This is a genomic window from Bacteroidota bacterium (assembly GCA_016183775.1).
Classification (GTDB): domain Bacteria; phylum Bacteroidota; class Bacteroidia; order JABDFU01; family JABDFU01; genus JABDFU01.
Map to the genome: position 1 here is coordinate 26,742 of JACPDY010000014.1, position 19,622 is coordinate 46,363.

The following is a 19,622-nucleotide window of genomic DNA, read 5'->3' on the forward strand; positions in this document are numbered from 1 at the left end:
AGTTGGCAGTTCGCAATGATTGTCAAGGCCTGATGTTAATTGTAAAACATTAAAAGGATGGGATCTTTTAAAGATTTGACAGTTTATAAAAAGGCATTTTCTTTGTCAATGGATATTTTTAAAGCAAGCAAAAATTTTCCGGACGATGAAAAATATGGGCTTACGAGTCAAATAAGACGTTCGTCTCGTTCGGTATGTTCTAATATTGGGGAAGGATACAGGAAAAGAATATATAGTGCGCATTTTACCAGCAAAGCATCCGATGCTGATATGGAAAATTCAGAAACTCAGGTTTGGTTGGACTTTTCTTTAGCTTGTGAATACATTACAAAGACAACATATGATGAGTTTACGTCAAGATCCGAGGAAATAGGAAGATTAATTAATCATATGGTTGAAAATCCTGAAAATTATAAAGGTAAACTCATTAACAAAAATTAAAGTCGGAACTTTGCCAACTGCAAATTGCCAGCTGCCAACTTTTAAAAAATGCTTACAAACAGGTCTGAAATAGTAGTAAAAAAAGAAATGTCGCTTATTGAGCGGTTGTACATCCCTGCTATTTTAAACGGCATGCGTATAACATTCAGTCACTTCTTTAAAAAGAAAGCCACGATAAATTATCCCGAAGAAAAGCGTCCCTTTAGCGGGGTATACCGCGGACAGCATGTTTTAAAGCGTGATGATGCAGGAGCTGAGCGTTGTACGGCTTGCGGTTTGTGTGCAGTTGCATGTCCGGCTGAGGCGATTACAATGACGGCAGCTGAGCGCAAAAAGGGAGAAGAGGCACTATATCGTGAAGAGAAGTATGCGAGTGTATATGAGATCAATATGTTGCGTTGTATATTCTGTGGATTATGTGAAGAGGCCTGTCCGAAGGAAGCGATATTCCTGACCGACCGTATTGTTCCTTCAACTTTCACACGAGATGAATTTGTTTATGGAAAAAATATATTGGTGGAACCTGTTGATAAAGCCAAGCGGATCGATGTAACCAAACGTCAAACCCAGGCGGTATTAGAATTTAAAAAACATCCGGAGTTTGCACATAACAAACTTTACGATGGGAAACAGTTAAAACAAAAACATTAGGCAATGTATCTGGAGTTGTGGTATACTGCCACTGCCTCCTGCCACTGCCAACTTTAAAGTTATGACAGTATATTTATTTTATCTGCTATCTTTCATCGCCATCATAAGTGCGCTTATGGTTGTGATTTCTAAAAATCCGGTTTACAGCGTATTGTTTCTGATCATGACCTTTTTCGCGATCGCGGGTCATTATGTTTTACTTAATGCCCAATTCCTGGCGGCGGTTCACGTGATCGTTTACGCCGGAGCCATTATGGTGCTGTTTCTTTATGTGATCATGATGATGAACTTCAATAAGGAAGCGGAACCGAGTAAAACGGTCTTCTCTCAGATAATTGCAACCATTGCAGGAGGTATTTTACTGATCACACTGGTAGGTGCCATTCGCATTTATGATATTGAATTTGCTATAAGCACCAATGCCACAAGCATCGGGCTTATAAGCAATTTAGGAAAGGTGTTATTCAGTAAATTTTTATTGCCCTTTGAAATTTCATCGTTGTTGTTTTTGGCAGCGATGACAGGAGTGGTGCTTTTAGGAAAGAATAATACTCATTCATAAATCATGCAGACGTCGTTACAAATACCTGTAAATCTATACATACTGCTTAGTGCGGTTTTATTTTCAATTGGAGTCTTTGGTGTGCTGCTTCGTCGTAACGCCATCATTATTTTTATGTGTGTCGAGTTAATGTTAAACGCTGTAAACTTGTTATTGGTAGCATTCTCAACTTACCTTGGTGATGCCGATGGCCAGGTATTTGTTTTTTTTATTATGGCGGTAGCGGCAGCTGAAGTGGCCGTTGGGCTTGCGATATTGGCTATGATATATAGAAATACCGGCTCTGTTGATATTGAAGTGTTGAATAAGTTGAAGAATTAGTTTTTTAAATTTATGATAAAATTAATTACCTTAATTCCTTTATTGCCGCTTATAGGATTTCTTATTACCGGGCTTTTTGGTAAAAAAATGTCAAAAGGACTTGTCGGATTTGTTGCCTGCGGAAGTGTATTGGGAGGGTTTGTTATATCGTTACTTGTTTTTTTGCAGGTACGCTCGCTGGAATCACATTCTATAACAGTTAATTTATTCGATTGGATATCATCCGGCAAGCTGAATGTTTCTTTTTCATTTTTAGTTGATCCGCTTTCCGCCTTATTCCTTCTCATCATTACCGGTGTTGGCTTTTTGATCCACGTTTATTCGGTTGGTTATATGCATGATGATGAAGGTTTCTCCCGTTTCTTTGCTTACCTCAACCTGTTTGTGTTCTTTATGTTATTGCTGGTATTGGGTTCTAACTACTTACTCATGTTTGTGGGTTGGGAAGGCGTAGGATTGTGTTCGTATCTGCTTATCGGATTCTGGTTTAAGAACACCGCTTATAACAATGCCGCTAAAAAGGCGTTCATCATGAATCGCATTGGTGACCTTGGATTCCTGTTGGGCATCATTCTTATCTTCATCACATTCGGAAGTACTAGTTATGCGGAGGTATTCAGCCAGGCGAAATTTTTCAGCTCGGAAAGGCCTGTTATCACTGCCATTACATTGTTGTTGTTTGTTGGCGCAATGGGTAAAAGCGCGCAGCTGCCATTATACACATGGCTGCCTGATGCTATGGCAGGTCCGACACCTGTATCAGCGTTAATACACGCTGCAACGATGGTTACGGCGGGCATATATATGATCGCACGTTCGAATATATTATACACATTAGCCCCATTCTCAATGGGAGTCGTGGCATTGGTTGGTGTAATCACCGCTTTGTTTGCCGCATCCATCGGCCTGTTCCAGAATGATATTAAAAAAGTGCTGGCCTACTCAACAGTCAGTCAGCTTGGATTAATGTTTCTTGCGTTAGGTGTGGGAGCTTATACCGCAGGGGTGTTTCACGTGATGACACACGCCTTCTTCAAAGCTTTATTATTTCTTGGCGCCGGAAGTGTTATCCATGCCATGAGCGGTGAGCAGGATATCCGTAACATGGGCGGATTGAAAAAACATTTGCCGGTTACATTTACAACTTTCTTTATAGCAACACTGGCCATTTCAGGGATCTTCCCGTTTGCGGGATTCTTTTCAAAAGACGAGATACTGGCGCATACATTTGAGCACAATAAATTATTGTGGTTTCTCGGAACTATTACATCCGCCATGACGGGCTTCTATATGTTTCGTTTATTCTTCCTTACTTTCTATGGAGATTTCCGTGGGACTAAAGAGCAGGCACACCATTTGCATGAATCGCCTAAGTCAATGACTGTTCCGTTAATGGTATTAGCTGTGTTATCGGTTGTTGGCGGATTTGTTGGATTGCCTGCCGCGTTTCATATGCCGCACTTCCTTGAAGGATTCCTTGAACCTGTTTTCGCGGACTCCGACATGAAAATTTTGCCTGTCCACATGGATCACAATACAGAAATTATGTTAATGGCAATCGCCTTGGGCATTGCTCTGGTAATGATTTATCTGGCCTATAGCTTTTATATTAAACAAAAACACGTTCCTGTTGCCGATGGGTCTGAAATTAATCCTGCTCAAAAGGTCGTGTATAATAAATATTATGTGGATGAGCTATACAATGCAATATTCACCAAACCATTGGATTGGTTATCTGATAAGTTTTTCCGTTTTATGGAATTACGTTTTGTGGATGCTATCGTAAATTTTGTTGGTGATGCTGTTAATTGGTGCAGCAGCATGTTGCGATTGCTTCAAACAGGCAGCATTGCGTTTTACATATTAATTATGGTGTTGAGTATAGCGTTGATCTTATTTGTTAAGTAATATCTGGTTAAGAAAAAATAATTTATGATCGCTGTTTTACTTGTCTTTTTTCCACTTATAGCATCGTTGCTGGTTTTACTTGCAAATAATGCAATGGCAAAAAAGGCTGCATTATTCTTTTCTGTAATTGAACTTGTGATCACGGGCTATGCGTGTTACCTGATCCGTACACAACCCGACACGGCAATGCTTCGGTTTAATACCCCCTGGATCTTTGCAATGGGTATTAATTTTCATGTTGTATTGGATGGGATCAGTTTTGTGCTTGTGTTGCTCACTAATATCCTGCTGCCGATCATAGTCCTTTCATCTTTTAAAAGGGAATTTAAAAATGCTAACGCTTTTTATGCATTGGTGTTATTTATGCAGATGGCATTGGTTGGAGTGTTCATGGCAATGGATGGATTCCTGTTTTATATTTTCTGGGAACTGGCGCTTATTCCTATTTATTTTATTTGTTTGTTGTGGGGAGGCGAAGACCGCGCACGTATCACTTTTAAATTTTTTATATACACGTTAGTGGGCAGTTTGTTCATGTTGGTTGGGCTTATCTTTTTATATCAACATACCGGCCCAACACATTCATTCGATATTAATGCTTTGTACAAAGCCGGTCAGGGCTTAACTTTAAAAGCACAAACATTTGTTTTTTGGTGCATGTTCCTGGCGTTTGCCATTAAGATGCCGGTATTCCCGTTCCACACCTGGCAGCCCGACACATACACAACAGCACCAGCACAGGGTACTATGCTCCTTTCAGGTATAATGCTTAAAATGGGAACGTATGGTTTGATCCGTTGGCTTATTCCTATGGTTCCGCTTGGCATTGCAGAATGGGGACAAACCGCTGTTATTCTTTCCATCATTGGGATTATTTATGCCTCTTGTATTGCTATTGTACAAAAAGATTTCAAGCGGCTTATCGCGTACTCATCCATTGCGCACGTTGGTCTTATTGCTGCGGGCACATTCGCGTTTAACATACAAGGGCTCCAGGGTGCAATGGTACAAATGTTCAGTCATGGTATAAATGTGGTTGGGTTATTTTTCATTGTTGATATTATCAGCTCAAGAATGAATACCCGCGAAATAAGTCAGCTGGGAGGCATACGAAACGTAGCTCCGCAATTCGCGGTTTTCTTCCTGATCGTTTTATTGGGAAGCGTCGCACTCCCGCTTACAAATGGTTTTATCGGAGAGTTTTTATTGCTCAACGGTCTTTATCAATACAATGCATGGTATGCAGCAATCGCAGGATTAAGTGTTATCCTCGGCGCTGTTTATATGTTACGAGGCTATCAGAATATTATGCTGGGAGAAACAAATAAACTTACATTGGGTTTCGCGGACCTCGACAGAAATGAAAAGGCTGTTCTTATCCCGTTAATTATTTTAATTATTGGCTTAGGCGTGTATCCAAAACCTTTACTGGATATTACTCAGCCCGCATTGGAAAAATTAATTAATAGTTTTCAGGCGATAGTTAGCAAATAACGTAAGTTATTTACAAACCTGAAACCTGAACCTGGAACTAATTTATGATCGCATTACTTATTATATCGTTGTTGGGAGTAAAGGCAATGGGCGCTGAAATACTTAATTTCAAAAAGCCACTTCCATTTGCTGTATTACTGGGTTTGGCATTAGCTATTGGAGCAGGTGTTTATGAATGGAACCACCCGGTTAATATATCCCTGTTCAACAACATGCTGGTATTTAACCATTATGCACTTGCATTTACAATTAGTTTATGCCTCATCACATTTCTTTGGTTTCTTTTATCACAAAATTATCTTGAAAGTGAAACGGCAGTAACGGATCATTATGCGTTGATCCTGTTTTCGTTGGCCGGGGCTATTATCATGACTTCGTTTGGTCATATGGTGATGTTGTTCCTGGGTATTGAGATCATGTCCATCCCGCTTTATGTTTTGGCGGGGAGCAATAAAAAAAGTCTTGCCTCCAATGAAGCGGCGTTCAAATATTTTTTGATGGGAGCTTTTGCCACCGGGGTTTTACTGTTTGGCATTACTTTAATTTATGGTGCAACAGGCTCATTTGATCTTATTGTTATCAGTGAGTATATTCTTCAGCATGCATTTGAAATGCCCGCATTCTTTTATGCAGGACTGATTTTATTGATAGCCGGCCTTGCTTTTAAGGTGTCGGCCGCTCCGTTTCACTTTTGGGCTCCCGATGTTTACCACGGATCTCCGAATGTGGTTACAGCTTTCATGTCCACCATTGTTAAAACGGCAGCCTTTGCGGCATTCTTCAGGTTGTTCAGCACTTGTTTTCATTCGGTTGAAAATTCCTGGAGCCAGGTAATTTGGGTAATGGCAGCGATCACTTTATTGCTTGGAAACATTACTGCTGTTTACCAGTTATCCTTTAAACGCATGTTGGCGTACTCAAGTATTTCACATGCGGGGTATATTTTGCTTGCTATACTTGCCATGAATAATTATTCCGCAGGAGCTATTTGCTATTATACATTGGCTTACTCTGTTGCGGGTATAACCGCGTTTACTGTTTTGCAACAGGTCTACGCACTAAAGGGCAATGATCTTATTGAAAGTTTTAACGGACTGGCTAAACGCAACCCTTTACTTGCATTTGCACTAACGGTATCTATGCTTTCGTTAGCGGGAATTCCGCCTACAGGAGGCTTCTTTGCCAAGTACACTATTTTTATTGCTGCAATAAATAAGGGCCATATATATCTTGTACTGATCGCCGTAATAGCATCGTTAATTGGGGTTTATTATTATTTCAGGTTGATCATTGCCGCCTATTTCAAACCTGTAAATGATGAAGCAGCAATTGAACTGAGTTTTCAGCATAAACTGCTGCTTATACTTACTATATTGATAACACTCGCCTTGGGTTTATTTCCGAATTACATATTACATTTATTTTCTTAATTTTTTTTCATGAAGTTTAAAGCGCCCAGCCTTGTCCTGCAAATTTTTGTCGGCATGGTGCTTGGTATTACAGTTGGCTATTTTTGCTGGCGGAGTGTATATGCCGGTATAGATATGTCTTCGATTGCAGAAGAGCAGGTAACGGCATTGCAAAACCAGGCTCAACATATTGGCGATAGATTCCAATTGCTCAGTGATATTTTTTTGCGGCTGATCAAAATGATCATTACCCCGCTGGTGTTTTCATTGCTGCTGGTAGGTATCGCTAAAGCCGGCGATTTTAAAGTGGTTGGCCGCCTGGGGTTAAAAACCATTTTATATTTCACATTCGCGGCACTGATCGCTTTGTCTATCGGCCTCGTCATTGTAAATATCTTTGAGCCGGGAGCAGCAATGGATTTGCAAAAGGCATCATCAACAGTTATTGTTCAGCCCAAACCTTTTAACGCGAAAGATTTTATCAGCAATATATTTCCGGAAAGTGTTGTGGAGGAAATGACCAAAAATCATATCCTGCCTATCATCGTATTTGTGTTGTTCTTCGCTATAGCAACAGCATCGATCGGGGAGAAGGGAAAAATAGTGATCGAATTTTTTGACGCTGTGGGTCATGTTATGCTGAAGGTGACCAATTATGTGATGAAGTTTGCTCCTTTCGCGGTGTTTGGTGCTATGGGTGCAATCATTACAACCAAGGGCCTGGCTATACTTACAGGGTATCTTAGTCTTATTGCCTGTTTTTTCGGAGGCTTGTTGTTCTTTGTTTTTGTTGTACTTACGGGCATTTGCCTGGTTATGCGGATCAACTTTTTCAAATTGCTTTCATACATTAAAGAACCTGCTTTGATCGCTTTCAGCACCAGCAGCTCTGAGGCGGCTATGCCTAAAACCATTGAAGCGCTTGAACGTTTTGGTTGCGGTAATCGCATTATCAGTTTTGTTCTGCCCTTGGGTTATTCATTCAACCTGGATGGATCAATAATGTATTCTACATTTGCTACCATGGCAATCGCCCAGGCGTATGGTATGTCGCTTACATTGGGGAATCAGATCTCAATGATGCTGATGTTGATGGTAACCAGTAAAGGCATGGCCGGTGTGCCCCGTGCTTCATTGGTTGTTATTGCGGGAATGCTCGATACTTTTCATATTCCTGTAGAAGGACTAACATTGCTTCTTGCTATCGACTGGCTTCTTGATATGGGACGATCGGCCACCAATGTGGTTGGCAATGCCGTTGCAACAGCCGTTGTGTCGAAGTGGGAAGGAGAGCTTCATGAGTTTAAGAAGGAGAGGGACATTGATCATATAAAACTCGGGTAACATCAACGAATAATTAGTGTAAAAGATTCAGATAACGAATGGTTACGAATTTACAAATGTTCCGTTATTCGTAAATTCGTAACCATTCGCTATCTGTACACCTTGCTTATAAATCCGTCATCCATTGTTCTCAGATATTTGGAATTTTCTTAAAGAACTCACCAACCCGGAATCCATCATTACTTATGGAGGTTGGATGCTGCTGTTTTTTGTGGTGTTTGCCGAAACCGGTCTGCTTGTTGGTTTCTTCCTGCCGGGCGATTCTTTACTATTTACAGCAGGCTTGCTTTGCGGCATACAACTTTTCCCTGTAAATATTGTTTTTCTGGTAAGCGGCCTTTGTATTTCGGCAATAGCGGGAAATATTGCAGGTTATTGGTTTGGGAAAAGGGTAGGGCCCTCATTGTTTAAGCGCGAAGACTCACTTATTTTTAAAAAAAGGTACGTTGAATTAACACGTGGTTTTTATGCTAAGCATGGAGGCAAAGCGCTTGTTCTTGGGCGCTTCCTTCCTATTATCCGAACATTTGCACCCATTTTAGCCGGGGTTATTCAAATTGATTTCAAACGATTTATGATATATAATTTGGTGGGCTCTGTATTATGGGTATTTTCTTTAACGCTAACCGGCTTTTTCCTTGGCCGCCAGTTTCCGTGGATCATTGATTACCTGGAATACATAGTTGTCGGTCTTATTATTATTACAATTATTCCGGTTATTCGAACTTATCGAAAAAGGTAATAAAGGTTTCAAGTTTTGTAACCTGAAACCCTTTAACCATTTACCCTAAAAAACCGGCCATCAAATAAGTTAGTATAAAAATCATGGCTTAATTACATACTTTCGTTGAGGAAGTATCGTTCTTTCACATATGCATTCCAAAATGCGGATATTTGATGAAAAAATAATGATAATTTATACTCAAAATTCTTAAGATTTTGTAATATTGTAAGCCTTTGAAAAAAGGCCCAAAAGTGATTTAAACAAAAGGAAATTAATTAATAAACCCAAAAAAGCGGATCATGAGCAACAAGAATTCATCAGGCGGATTAAAAGCGATGTTTGCAACCATTGCGATACCGGTAGCAATAGGAGTTGGATTGGTTATTTACTGGTTCATACTCGGCGCTCCCGGAAATTTTGATGCCGAAGGCCATCCAAAACCAGGAAATTATCTGGGAATGATGTATAAAGGCGGTTATATTGTCCCTCTTCTAATAGGGATTCTCATCACCATTATTATTTTTTCAGTTGAACGGGCAATAACAGTTAGTAAAGCAAATGGGAAAGGTCGTTTGGATGAGTTTGTTCGTAAAGTAAAAGGTCTGGTTGCAGGTAACGATCTGGATGCTGCGATTGCCGAATGCGACAAACAGCAAGGTTCATTAGCCAATGTAATACGCGTAGGAATAGAAAGACTTAAAATTGTTCAGAATGACGCATCAATGGATAAAGAAACTAAAGTTGCCGCTGTTCAAAAGGAGATTGAAGAGGCTACTGCTCTTGAACTTCCCATGCTTTCTAAAAATCTGGTTATCATATCTACATGTGCTACCATCGCAACCCTTTGGGGTTTGATCGGAACGGTATTGGGAATGATTCGATCATTTGCTGCCTTGTCGAATGCCGGTGCGCCGGATACCACAGCGCTTGCAACCGGTATATCTGAAGCGCTGATAAATACAGCACTTGGAATTACTGGTTCGGTTATCGGTATAATTATGTACAACTACTTCAGTACAAAAATTGATGCCATGACTTATAGCATGGATGAAGCAGGGTTCAGTATCGTACAATCGGTTAACGCAGGAAAATAAGTTATCAGTTATTGAGTTGTTAGTTATTCAGGCGAATGTTCAAATAACTCAATAACTCAATAACCCAATAACCAATAACTTTTAAACTATGCCAAAGATTAAAATGCCACGCAGCAGCCCTGGGTTAGACATGACCCCAATGGTTGATCTGGCGTTCCTTTTGGTTACTTTTTTTATGCTTACGGCTTCGGTGCGTGTGAGTGAGCCGGTTATTGTGGATACTCCTTCTTCTATATCTGAAAAATTGTTGCCCGATAATGCTATGCTTATTAGTATTGATAAGGATGGAAGAGCGTTCTTTAATATTAATAATGTGCAAGTGCGGATAAAAACGCTTGAACGTATGGGTCAGCAATATAAAGTAACATTTACCGACCAGCAGAAAAAGCGGTTTGGAGGGATGACAAGTTTTGGAGTGCCAATTCAAACCTTGGGAGAGTATATCAACATGGAAGACCCTGAACGCTTAAAGGTAAAATCTCCGGGAGTGCCGCTCGATTCAATGAATAATCAGTTAGGCGATTGGATTCAATTTGGTCGGATCGAAGCCGCAAAACAGGCAAAAGCGGAAAAGGACAAGGCCGAAAAACTTGGTCGTGAGTTTAAATATGAGCCAATACGTTTTGCCATTAAAGCTGATGGAGGAGCCACTTATATGGCTGTAAAACAGGTAATCGACGTTTTTAAGAAAAAAGACATTTATAGGTTTAATTTGATAACAAATCTGGAGGACGGAGCAGAATAAAAAAATAATCAGGATAATTATGGAATTTCAAATTCCAATGCATCTAAATACAAAAGAGCTTAAAAAATGGCAGAAGTAAATACAGGCGATGGTGGTGGCGGTCATGGTAAACATGAGAAGAAAAGAGCCAAAAAAATGTCAACACGGATCGACATGACTCCGATGGTTGATTTGGCCTTCCTGCTTTTAACTTTCTTCGTACTTACCTCTACTTTCAATAAGGCCAAAACAATGGAAATTAATTTTCCGGCGGATCCAAAAGACAAAAAGGATCTCATGAAAATAAATAATGCACTGACCTTTTTAATGACGGACGACAATAAAGTTTATTATTACACAGATGAATTTTATCCAAAAGATAATCCAAAGGGGAAACCAGTAACAACTTTAATAAAAACAGATTTCTCTAAAGACGGGGTGAGGAAAGTGTTACTTGAAAAAAATAAACCAACCCGAGAAGCATTAGAAAAACTGGAGGATAAATTTAAAAAGAAAGAAATTGCCGATACTACGTATAAGCGCATGGCAAGGGATGAAAAGAGTAAAAAGGCAGCCTTAACTGTTCTTCTAAAAGCAGACGATAAGGCGACCTACAAAAATATGATCGACCTGATAGATGAATTAAATATTACCCAGGTAGGTAAATACGCGGTTGTTGATCTTATGCCCGCGGAACTGGAATTAATAAAGGCGGCTAATTAAATATATTTAAGATGGCTCAGCACGATAGCACATTATTTAATAAATGGGACAATGTAGTTTCCTCTGTAAGGAACGAAATTGTATTCGAAAGCCGGAACAAGGAATACGGAGCCTACCAGATCCGCAGAGAATATAACAGGGTATTGGTACTTGCGCTTTTATCTACCTGCACAGCTATTTTGCTTATTGCAATAACTCCCAAAATTATTGAACTGATCAAAAATACATCGCAGGAAGTTGTTGTGCCGGTTGATATTACACCGGTTGATCTCACAGCTCCTCCTCCAATTGATGAAACAGAGCCACCGCCACCGCCACCGCCACCGCCACCTGTAATGGAAACGGTAAAGTTCACCCCACCTGTGGTTGTTGATGAAGAAGTAGTGGACGATCCGCCGCCGCCGCAAGAGACTGAAGTACAGGTCAGCACGGTAACACAGGAAGGTACGGATGGTGACATTATTATTCCCGACGAAAAAGGCACTGGTGTTGTAGAGGCGGTTGCAGAGGAAGTATTCACCGTTGTTGAACAGATGCCGGAGTTCCCCGGAGGGATGGCTGAAATGTACAAGTTCATTAATAAGAATATGCAGTACCCGCAGATTGAAAAAGAGAATGGTATATCGGGAACAGTTTATGTAACGTTTGTAGTGGATAAAGCGGGAAACATTAATGATGTAAAAACCCTGCGTGGAGTAGCTGGCGGCCCCAACCTTGAAAAAGAAGCTTTGCGCGTGGTTAAAATGATGCCACCCTGGAAATCGGGCAAACAAAACGGACGAGAAGTGTCAGTTCAGTTTAACCTGCCTATTAAGTTTGTTTTAAAGTAATCCCGGTCATTGGCATCCTTATCCGTTCCGGATGACACAATTTTTATATCCTTGAATAAGATCCTTCTATACTTTAGTTTTTTCATGATAGCTGTCTATATCGGCATCGGACTCATCCTTATTTTTTCTACCCTGTTCTTAAATATAGTTTCTGATAACCGCATCTTGCTGGGGATAGTATTTATTATTTATGCCGGTTTTCGTATTATTCTGACAATACAGCGTATTAGGAAATTAAATCAACATCAAGCGCATTCATGATGAGAATCCCCGCCCCTTTCCTTCGGCCTTCTTACTTCTTATTTCTTACTTGCCTGGCTTCTTGCATAAACCCTCCCGGCATGAAGGAGCCGACCGATACAGCTACTTCGGGGGATGTAAATATTGTAATTGATGAATCATATACATTGTTGTTTGATACTGAAATTCACACTTTTCAGTCACTTTATGTGAATGCAAAAGTGCATGCTAGGTATCTTCCTGAAGATGATGCGATAATCGCGCTCATGAACGACTCGGCCAAAGTAGCGGTGATCAACAGGCCGCTGAAGGAAGAAGAAAAAAAGAATTTCGGGGCGAAGAATATTTTTCCAATTGAAACAAAGATTGCCGAGGATGCTATTGCTTTTGTAGTTAACACCGAAAACCCTGATACGAACATTAAGTTTGAAGAAATTGCCCGGATAATGGCAGGTATTGATACAACATGGAAGCAGGTAAATGAAAAATCAACCACTGGTGGAATAAGAATAATTTTTGACAATCCTAATTCGGCCAACGCAAGGTACATTGCAAACTTTTCAAAGCAGGCGCAGCTGCCTAAAAATGCATACGCGGTTAAGTCGAATGCAGAAGTGATCGAATATGTAAATAACAACAAGAACGCGATAGGTGTTGTAAGTGTAAATTGGATAAGTGACAAAGATGATAGCACAACTATTGGTTTTTTAAAGAAGATCAAGGTGTTGGGCATTAGCAAAGCCGGAAACACCGAAAAATACTATAAGCCTTACCAGGCTTATATAAAAACGAAGGATTATCCCTTTTGCAGGGATGTTTATATGATCAATCGCCAAACCAGGGCCGGGCTTGGCATGGGGTTTGTATCATTTGTGGCAGGAGAGAAGGGGCAGCGTATTATATTAAAAATGGGACTTGTTCCATCAATTGCTCCGACGCGGATGGTGGAGATACATTAAAAGCCTCACCCTGCTTTCACACAGGCATGCGCACCCCTCTCCGAAGGAGAGGGAAAATAGAAACAAAAGATTAAATTTGTAAAAACTGATTTAGAAAAGCTTATGAAAACAATTCTGGGATTTATTTATTTCATTGTATATTGTTCTGTTTTGAATGCTCAAACTCTTAATGAAGCAATCCGCATGACAGAGAACGAACAGTTTGAAAGCGCTAATAAAGTATTTGAAAATCTTGTCATAGCCGAGCCCACTAATGGGAATTATTTCTATTACTATGGCGAAAACTATTTCAAAAACGACTTATTTGACAAAGCCAAAGAGAAATACCAAAAGGGGATAGAGGTAAATCCTAATAACGCCATTAATTATGTTGGCCTGGGTAAGATACAACAGGCGCAGGGAAATCGCACTGATGCGGACGCTAATTTTTTTAAAGCCAAAACAATTTCGCAATCAAAAAGCGCACCTGTGCTGATGGAACTTGCCGATGTTTATATTAATGCGGATGTGAAAAAAATTCCGGAGGCCATTACCCTCCTTAACCAGGCTTCAGTATTAGAGCCTAAAAACCCCGAAATATATACATTGATCGGTGATGCTTACCTGGAGCAGAACGATGGAAATATGGCTATAGCAAATTATGAAAAGGCGTTGAACATTGATAAAAAATTTACCAAAGCTATTTTGCGTGAAGGAAAATTATACAGCCGTGCTAAAAATTACAATCTCGCGCTTGATTATTATAACAAAGCTATAGCGATCGATTCCACTTTTGCTCCGGCATTCCGTGAGCGCGCCGAGTTGCGTTTTAGAGCCGGCCAGGCTGAGCGCGCAACTGCTGATTATGAGAAATACCTGAAGTTGAATGATAACATCAGCGCCCGTATCCGGCATGCTTCGTTCAAGTTTGTAAGTAAAAAATACAAAGAAGCTGTTGAGGAAATTAATGCCATTCAAAAGAAGGACACAACGGATATAAACATGTATCGTTTATTGGGCTATTCCCTTTACGAAACAGGCGATTATGTAAATGGCATGATGAACATGAATAAATTTTTTATCAAAGCCAATGCGGTTGGTAAAAAAATGCTGGCTTCTGATTATGAATACCTGGGGAAGAACCAGGTTAAAGCCGGAAAAGATTCACTGGGTACCATCAGCTTGCTTAAAGCCATTCAAATGGACAGCACGAAAACAGATCTGTACTCTGACATTGCAAGTGGCTGCCTGAAACAAAAAAACTACCCTTGTGCCATTATGTATTATGATAAAAAGATCGAGGCATCAAAAGACAAGATCGGTGGAGCTAATGATTACTATGGACTTGGTCGTGCATATTACTTCAGTAAAGATTATGTGAAAGGTGATTCTGCTTTTGCGCAACTTACGCGCCTGCAGCCCAATTTGCCGGTTGGGCATTTGTGGAGGGCACGTTGCGAAAGCCAGTTCGACCTTGATTCAAAAAAAGGATTAGCCGCTCCACATTATGAAAAATATATTGAGAAAGTCGGAGCCGATGTGGAAAAAAATAAAAAAGATCTTATTGAAGCCTATGAATATCTTGGTTATTACAATATGCTGAAAAAAGATTACCCGAAAGCTAAAGAAAGCTGGAATAAATTAAAAGAGATCGATCCTACGAACGTAAAAGCCAAGAAGGCACTGGCTGATCCGAATTTGAAATAAAAGAGTAGAGAAATTAGAGATGTGATCATCCCCCCACTTAATAATAAACTCAAGAAACCCTTTTCAAACTAAGATCTCTCACCGGTGCAATAACCATTGGAATTGTTTCGATCGAAACAGAGCTGGTATCAAGGCCAAAAGCCTTTTCTTCCGATAGCCCCAAGTGTTTCATTACAGAGTATATATCAAGAATGATCTTTTCGTAGAACGGCAATTCATTTTCGTATGCGAGAATTTTTTCGATAACAATAAAGCGGAAGTCGCCGATCACATTTTGTTTATTAAGTGATTCGTATCGGCTGGTAATATCAACCTCGTGGTTTTTTACCATATCCTGAACTACTTTGCGAAACATGAGGTTAATGCGTGGAGCAACACGGAAGCCCAGCTTAAAATCAATGCGGATAACGTCGTCGTGAATAATTTCATTCACCTTATATTCCATCCTGTAAGGTTCATCTACAACATCCACATGTATAAACCAATAGATGTCGGCACGCTTGGGTTGTTTTTGGAGAATGGAATAAATGATCTTCGACTCGATCTCATCCTGCATATCAGCACTGGTAAGGTATACCAGGTGGGTAGCATATTTAGGAATGGTCATGTCCTTACTTAGTTCAGCTATGGTATCCGCATAATCGGCCATTTTAACAAATTCTACATATCTGTTACGGATCTTACGCGCCTGGTACCAGATAAGCATTGTAACCATGAGTACAGAAGCGATCAGTAATGTCAGCCATCCTCCATGTTCAAACTTGTTAAGATTCGCGATCAAAAAGGATGTTTCAATGAATACATAAATAATAAAAAGCAAAATGATCAATACAGTCGGATAATGTTTAATGCGTAAAAAATATACCAGCAAAGTTGTACTCATTAGCATTGTAAGTATTATTGCCAAACCATAGGCCGCTTCCATATTTGAAGATTCTCTGAAATGCCATACTACAAATACACAGCCGGCCCACAACATCCAATTTATGGAAGGAATATATAATTGCCCTTTTAGAATAGTCGGATAGCTGATCCGCACCTTAGGCCAGAAATTAAGCCGGACAGCTTCGTTTATAAGTGTAAATGAACCGCTTATCATTGCTTGGCTGGCTACCACAGTGGCGGCAGTTGCGATGCTAATACCTGCGTACAGGAACCAATCCGGCATAATAGAATAAAACGGGTTTCCTCCTGCAAACGCAGTCAATGTTTCGCCGCTGTGATTAATGAGCCATGCTCCCTGTCCGAAGTAATTAAGCAGCAAGCACGTTTTCACAAATATCCAGCTTGTGCGTATGTTTTTTTTCCCACAATGGCCAAGATCGGAGTATAATGCTTCGGCACCTGTTGTGCAAAGAAATATTGCCCCCAATAACCAAAATCCCCCCGGGTGTTTCACCAGTAAATTATATCCATAATGCGGACTGATCGCTTTAAGTACTTCTATGCCTTCGGTTAATTGATAAACGCCAAGAATGGCAAGCATGGAGAACCAGGCTAACATTACCGGCCCAAAAAAGCGGCCTACAAACTTTGTCCCGAATTGCTGGAGCATAAACAGGGCGGTAATGATCGCAATCACGATCGGTACTGTTTGAATGTCGGGTTTAATAACACGCAATCCTTCAATAGCTGAAGCAACTGAAATGGGAGGGGTAATAATTCCATCGGCAAGCAAAGCGCTTCCGCCAATTACCGCAGTGAACATAAGCCATTTCACTTTTGTTTTGCGTACGAGGGTATACAAAGAAAAAATCCCACCCTCACCTTTGTTATCGGCTTTAAGCGTAAGTACTACATATTTTAAGGTAGTTTGAAGTGTAAGTGTCCAAAAGATGCAGGAGATACCTCCCATGATCACATCTTTGTTTATCGGGAGATCGCCAACTATTGCTTTAAGTACGTATAATGGCGATGTGCCAATATCTCCGTAGATGATCCCTAACGTTACAAGAAGTCCGGCTGCGGTTACTTTACTGTGGGTGTTATTATCGTGCGGCACAAGAGCGGAAATGAGAATACAAAACTATGAAATATACCAGTTGGAAAAATGTTTTCGAGTGAAAAATGTTTACAGTTAAATGGGGAGAAATATGTTGAAAACGCTGATTTTTTGAACCTTCATAACTTCACTTGTCGCTTTCACTCATTCTTGGTCTCTTTCTTACCCAAATAACAAGCCAAATACCTCTTCCATCTTACCCACCATAATTATTTTGATGCCATATTTTTTAAAATCGAGACCTTTTTTGTTGTATTTCGATATGAAGATTTGTTCGAATCCCAATTTTTCGGCTTCAGATATACGCTGATCTACCCTACTTACGGGACGAATTTCGCCTGACAATCCAACTTCAGCCGCGAAACAAATTTTAGCGGGAATTGGAATGTCCGCATTGGATGATAACACAGCGCAAACTACTGCCAGGTCAATGGCCGGATCTTCAACACGTATGCCTCCTGCTAAATTTAAAAATACATCTTTCGCGCCAAGGCGAAAGCCGCAGCGCTTTTCAAGTACGGCGAGCAGCATTGATAACCTTCGCAGATCAAACCCGGTGGAGGAGCGCTGCGGTGTGCCATACGCAGCAGAACTTACCAAGGCCTGTGTTTCAATAAGCATCGGCCGCATACCTTCCATAGTGGCAGCAATAGCCACGCCGCTCACTTGTTCGTCGCGGTTGGTGATGAGTATTTCGGAGGGGTTGCTTACTTCCCGCAGGCCATCGCCCTGCATTTCATAAATACCTAATTCGTTGGTTGAACCAAACCGGTTTTTAATAGTGCGCAGCAAACGGTAAACATGGTTGCGATCCCCTTCAAACTGTAAAACGGTATCAACCATGTGTTCCAATACTTTCGGGCCTGCCAGGCTGCCGTCTTTTGTAATATGTCCGATCAGGAAAACAGGAGTATTGCTTTCTTTCGCGTAACGGAGTATTTCGCCCGCGCACTCTCGTATCTGCGACACACTGCCGGGCGATGATTCAATGTGCGCCGAGTGTAATGTTTGTATCGAATCAATGATCAATACCTGCGGTTCGAGAATTTCAATTTGTTTAAAAATATTTTGCGTGGAGGTTTCTGTGAGAATGTAGCAACCTGCTTTCGCTGACACTTCGACTCCGCTCAGTGTGCCAGCTTCGGCAGGCAGGTTCGCATTATTCAGTCCGATGCGTTCTGCTCTCATCCGTATCTGCTGTTCGCTTTCTTCGCCGGATATATATAACACTTTCAACCTTTTTAAATTAAGTGCCAACTGCAGCATTAATGTTGATTTACCAATGCCGGGTTCACCGCCAAATAATATTAATGATCCTGGAACAAGTCCTCCGCCCAATGCCCTATCCAGTTCTTTATCGCCTAAAGGAATGCGATGCTCTGTGCCGATACTTATTTCACTCACCAATTGCGGCTTTTGTGAACGTTGTGTGCTTGTACTTACAATGCCGGGAGTTTTTGTTTCATCACCTCTTTGTATCACTTCTTCCACAAACGTGTTCCACTCATTACAGGAAGGACAACGCCCGACCCACTTGGGTGATTGCGCCCCGCAGTTCTGACAGAAATATGTTGTTTTGGTTTTGGCCATTTTAAATTAGTTGGGAGTTGGCCAATAAGTAAGTTTGTTCACAGCTCAAGGGTGTATTTGATTTCTTAAAAAATCCTGAATCGTTTTGCCGATCCTGTTTTTCACTTCAGTCCAAGTGATTTTTTCTTTTATTAATATGGGATCAGATTGCAGATCTGCATCATCAAAGTATAAAAGACTCTTGTATAGCAATGTCAGCTCTACATCCGGATATTTTTCTTTATAAAACCCTGTTATTGTTTTAAAATCGAACAGTTGTAATAAAAAAAATAAGTCATAAAAATCTCTTTTTGCCCCCCTTCCGGTTATTGCAGAAAGTTTCATGGCAGCAATATCCTCAATTGAAAAGAGCCGCAGATTATCCTGTAGAGCAACTGGTGCAATCAGTTTATAGGGATGATAAACAAAATCAAGTTTGACATCATTTACAAAAAGTTGAAGTATATTTTGTGATTGCGAGAAATATTTTTTGTTTTTAAAGTCGTTTAATTGAAGGGAAATGGCATCAGGATTAAATGGTTGTGTTGAAAAAAAATCAAGATCGTAGGATATTCTGTGACCTATTTGCAAGGCTAAAGACGTTCCGCCGGCTAAAGAAAATGTGGAAAAGTCTTTCCGTCCACTAAGTTCTTTCAATAATTCCAGGGCAGGCTTGTCGACTGATGAATAGTATAACATCTGAAGTCTTTTAAAGGAATATTAAAAAGTACACTTACAAAATTCAAGGTTTTCTTATCGAACTCCCTGCACTGTTTCAATTCATTTTTCACTTTTTCCTCACCATAATAATTTAAAATTGTATTAATGTCCTCAATGCTGCCACACATAAAAACACGTTCAATTATATAGCGCGCATGCTGCTTGTAATCAATATTCTTTATGTCTGTATCCCAAAAAAGGTGTTTTCTGAATTGCATTGT

At 40.3% G+C, this 19,622-nt stretch carries 19 protein-coding genes; 15 read left to right on the forward strand and 4 right to left on the reverse strand.

What is annotated here, in order from left to right; all coding sequences use genetic code 11:
- Positions 1–57: 57 nt before the first annotated feature.
- The 15 genes from HYU69_01860 (at position 58) to HYU69_01930 (ending at position 15,110) form a co-directional block, all read left to right on the forward strand.
- Positions 58–441 carry a four helix bundle protein gene (locus tag HYU69_01860; GenBank protein ID MBI2269082.1) on the forward strand — a complete coding sequence of 128 codons (384 nt, stop codon included), beginning with the start codon at positions 58–60 and terminating at the stop codon, positions 439–441.
- A gap of 48 nt (positions 442–489) precedes the next feature.
- A complete protein-coding gene (locus HYU69_01865; protein ID MBI2269083.1) occupies positions 490–1,092 on the forward strand; it encodes an NADH-quinone oxidoreductase subunit I in 603 nt (200 codons plus the stop codon).
- A gap of 61 nt (positions 1,093–1,153) precedes the next feature.
- A complete protein-coding gene (locus tag HYU69_01870; protein MBI2269084.1) occupies positions 1,154–1,654 on the forward strand; it encodes an NADH-quinone oxidoreductase subunit J in 501 nt (166 codons plus the stop codon).
- 3 nt (positions 1,655–1,657) lie between these two features.
- Positions 1,658–1,975: an NADH-quinone oxidoreductase subunit NuoK gene (nuoK, locus tag HYU69_01875; GenBank protein ID MBI2269085.1), complete on the forward strand. Its 318-nt coding sequence runs from the start codon at positions 1,658–1,660 to the stop codon at positions 1,973–1,975.
- A 12-nt stretch (positions 1,976–1,987) separates the two neighbouring features.
- Positions 1,988–3,883, forward strand: a complete 1,896-nt coding sequence (gene nuoL, locus HYU69_01880) for an NADH-quinone oxidoreductase subunit L (GenBank protein ID MBI2269086.1) — start codon at positions 1,988–1,990, stop codon at positions 3,881–3,883.
- 24 nt (positions 3,884–3,907) lie between these two features.
- Positions 3,908–5,377 (forward strand): NADH-quinone oxidoreductase subunit M, encoded by a 1,470-nt coding sequence (locus tag HYU69_01885; protein ID MBI2269087.1) that lies wholly within the window; start codon positions 3,908–3,910, stop codon positions 5,375–5,377.
- Between the two features lie 44 nt (positions 5,378–5,421).
- A complete protein-coding gene (locus HYU69_01890) occupies positions 5,422–6,807 on the forward strand; it encodes an NADH-quinone oxidoreductase subunit N (protein MBI2269088.1) in 1,386 nt (461 codons plus the stop codon).
- Positions 6,808–6,816: 9 nt separating this feature from the next.
- Positions 6,817–8,130, forward strand: a complete 1,314-nt coding sequence (locus tag HYU69_01895; protein MBI2269089.1) for a dicarboxylate/amino acid:cation symporter — start codon at positions 6,817–6,819, stop codon at positions 8,128–8,130.
- A gap of 196 nt (positions 8,131–8,326) precedes the next feature.
- A complete protein-coding gene (locus HYU69_01900; GenBank protein MBI2269090.1) occupies positions 8,327–8,872 on the forward strand; it encodes a VTT domain-containing protein in 546 nt (181 codons plus the stop codon).
- A 281-nt stretch (positions 8,873–9,153) separates the two neighbouring features.
- The gene (locus HYU69_01905) at positions 9,154–9,948 is read left to right on the forward strand and encodes a MotA/TolQ/ExbB proton channel family protein (GenBank protein ID MBI2269091.1); all 795 of its coding nucleotides are present in this window, start codon (positions 9,154–9,156) and stop codon (positions 9,946–9,948) included.
- Positions 9,949–10,036: 88 nt separating this feature from the next.
- A complete protein-coding gene (locus HYU69_01910) occupies positions 10,037–10,693 on the forward strand; it encodes a biopolymer transporter ExbD (GenBank protein ID MBI2269092.1) in 657 nt (218 codons plus the stop codon).
- A 66-nt stretch (positions 10,694–10,759) separates the two neighbouring features.
- The gene (locus tag HYU69_01915) at positions 10,760–11,395 is read left to right on the forward strand and encodes a biopolymer transporter ExbD (GenBank protein ID MBI2269093.1); all 636 of its coding nucleotides are present in this window, start codon (positions 10,760–10,762) and stop codon (positions 11,393–11,395) included.
- A gap of 11 nt (positions 11,396–11,406) precedes the next feature.
- Positions 11,407–12,225, forward strand: a complete 819-nt coding sequence (locus tag HYU69_01920) for an energy transducer TonB (GenBank protein MBI2269094.1) — start codon at positions 11,407–11,409, stop codon at positions 12,223–12,225.
- A gap of 341 nt (positions 12,226–12,566) precedes the next feature.
- Entirely contained in the window at positions 12,567–13,424 is an 858-nt protein-coding gene (locus HYU69_01925) for a substrate-binding domain-containing protein (protein ID MBI2269095.1), read from the forward strand.
- A 102-nt stretch (positions 13,425–13,526) separates the two neighbouring features.
- Entirely contained in the window at positions 13,527–15,110 is a 1,584-nt protein-coding gene (locus HYU69_01930; GenBank protein ID MBI2269096.1) for a tetratricopeptide repeat protein, read from the forward strand.
- Between the two features lie 49 nt (positions 15,111–15,159).
- Here the strand turns inward: HYU69_01930 and HYU69_01935 are convergent, their stop codons facing one another.
- The 4 genes from HYU69_01935 to HYU69_01950 all read right to left on the reverse strand — a co-directional run bounded on the left by HYU69_01935 (position 15,160) and on the right by HYU69_01950 (position 19,619).
- Complete coding sequence (locus tag HYU69_01935; GenBank protein MBI2269097.1) at positions 15,160–17,112, reverse strand: KUP/HAK/KT family potassium transporter; 1,953 nt, start codon at positions 17,110–17,112, stop codon at positions 15,160–15,162.
- Positions 17,113–17,274: 162 nt separating this feature from the next.
- Positions 17,275–18,702 (reverse strand): DNA repair protein RadA, encoded by a 1,428-nt coding sequence (gene radA / locus HYU69_01940; GenBank protein MBI2269098.1) that lies wholly within the window; start codon positions 18,700–18,702, stop codon positions 17,275–17,277.
- Positions 18,703–18,747: 45 nt separating this feature from the next.
- Positions 18,748–19,380: a nucleotidyl transferase AbiEii/AbiGii toxin family protein gene (locus HYU69_01945; GenBank protein ID MBI2269099.1), complete on the reverse strand. Its 633-nt coding sequence runs from the start codon at positions 19,378–19,380 to the stop codon at positions 18,748–18,750.
- On the reverse strand, positions 19,335–19,619 hold the full coding sequence (locus HYU69_01950; GenBank protein MBI2269100.1) for a hypothetical protein: 285 nt from the start codon (positions 19,617–19,619) through the stop codon (positions 19,335–19,337). Before HYU69_01950 ends, HYU69_01945 begins: the two co-directional genes overlap by 46 nt.
- Positions 19,620–19,622 lie beyond the last annotated feature (3 nt).